Below are 753 nucleotides of genomic sequence, written 5' to 3'. Positions count from 1 at the left end.
ATTCCGCTGGTTTTCCCATCATTCCGTAGGAGTTGGCGCGCGTGCGTGAGCAGGTATGGCAGAGGTTTCGTTCTTCCGGGCATGTGTCGGCCGCGGCCGCCATGGTCGTCGGCGTCATGACGGTGGGGGTCCTTGCGCCGACCTCGGCGTCTGCCGCCGGCAGGACGGACACCGTCCAGCAGGAGTTGAGCGCGCTGGTGCGCTCGGACGGTGTGCCCGCCGCGCTGGCCGGCGTCAGGGGCCGCGACGGTCGTACCCGTGACTACACCGCGGGAGTGGGCGACGTCGCCACCGGCGCGGAGGTGCCCAGGGACGGTCAGGTGCGGATCGGCAGCAACACCAAGGTGTTCACCGCCGTGGTCGTGCTGCAGCTCGTCGCCGAGAGGAGGATCCGCCTCGACGCGTTCGTCGAAACCTATCTGCCCGGTCTCGTACGCGGGGAAGGGAATGACGGGCGCCGGATCACCGTCCGCCAGCTGCTCCAGCAGACCAGCGGACTTCCCAACTACACCGACTACGACCTCCAGCTCCGGCACTACGAACCCCGTGAGCTCCTCGACATCGCTCTCCAGCACAAGTCCCGCTCCGACCCCGGGACGAAGTGGGAGTACAGCAACACCAATTATGTGCTGGCCGGTCTTCTCGTCGAGAAGGTCACCGGCCGGTCCGTCGCCGACGAGATCGACCGGCGCGTCATCAAGCGCATCGGGCTGCGCCACACCTACTTCCCCGCCCCCGGCGACGCGACCATCC

The 753-nt window shown here is 67.9% G+C and carries 1 protein-coding gene; it reads left to right on the top strand.

Going from position 1 to position 753, the window contains the following annotated elements:
* Window positions 1-41: 41 nt before the first annotated feature.
* A partial coding sequence (locus J0695_RS38535; RefSeq protein WP_372445906.1) for a serine hydrolase domain-containing protein occupies window positions 42-753 on the top strand: 712 nt, incomplete at its 3' end.

The sequence above is a fragment of the Streptomyces beijiangensis genome (assembly GCF_017315755.1).
GTDB lineage: Bacteria > Actinomycetota > Actinomycetes > Streptomycetales > Streptomycetaceae > Streptomyces > Streptomyces beijiangensis.
Note: the sequence above shows the minus strand (reverse complement) of the source record. Positions and strands in the feature narration are given on the sequence as shown.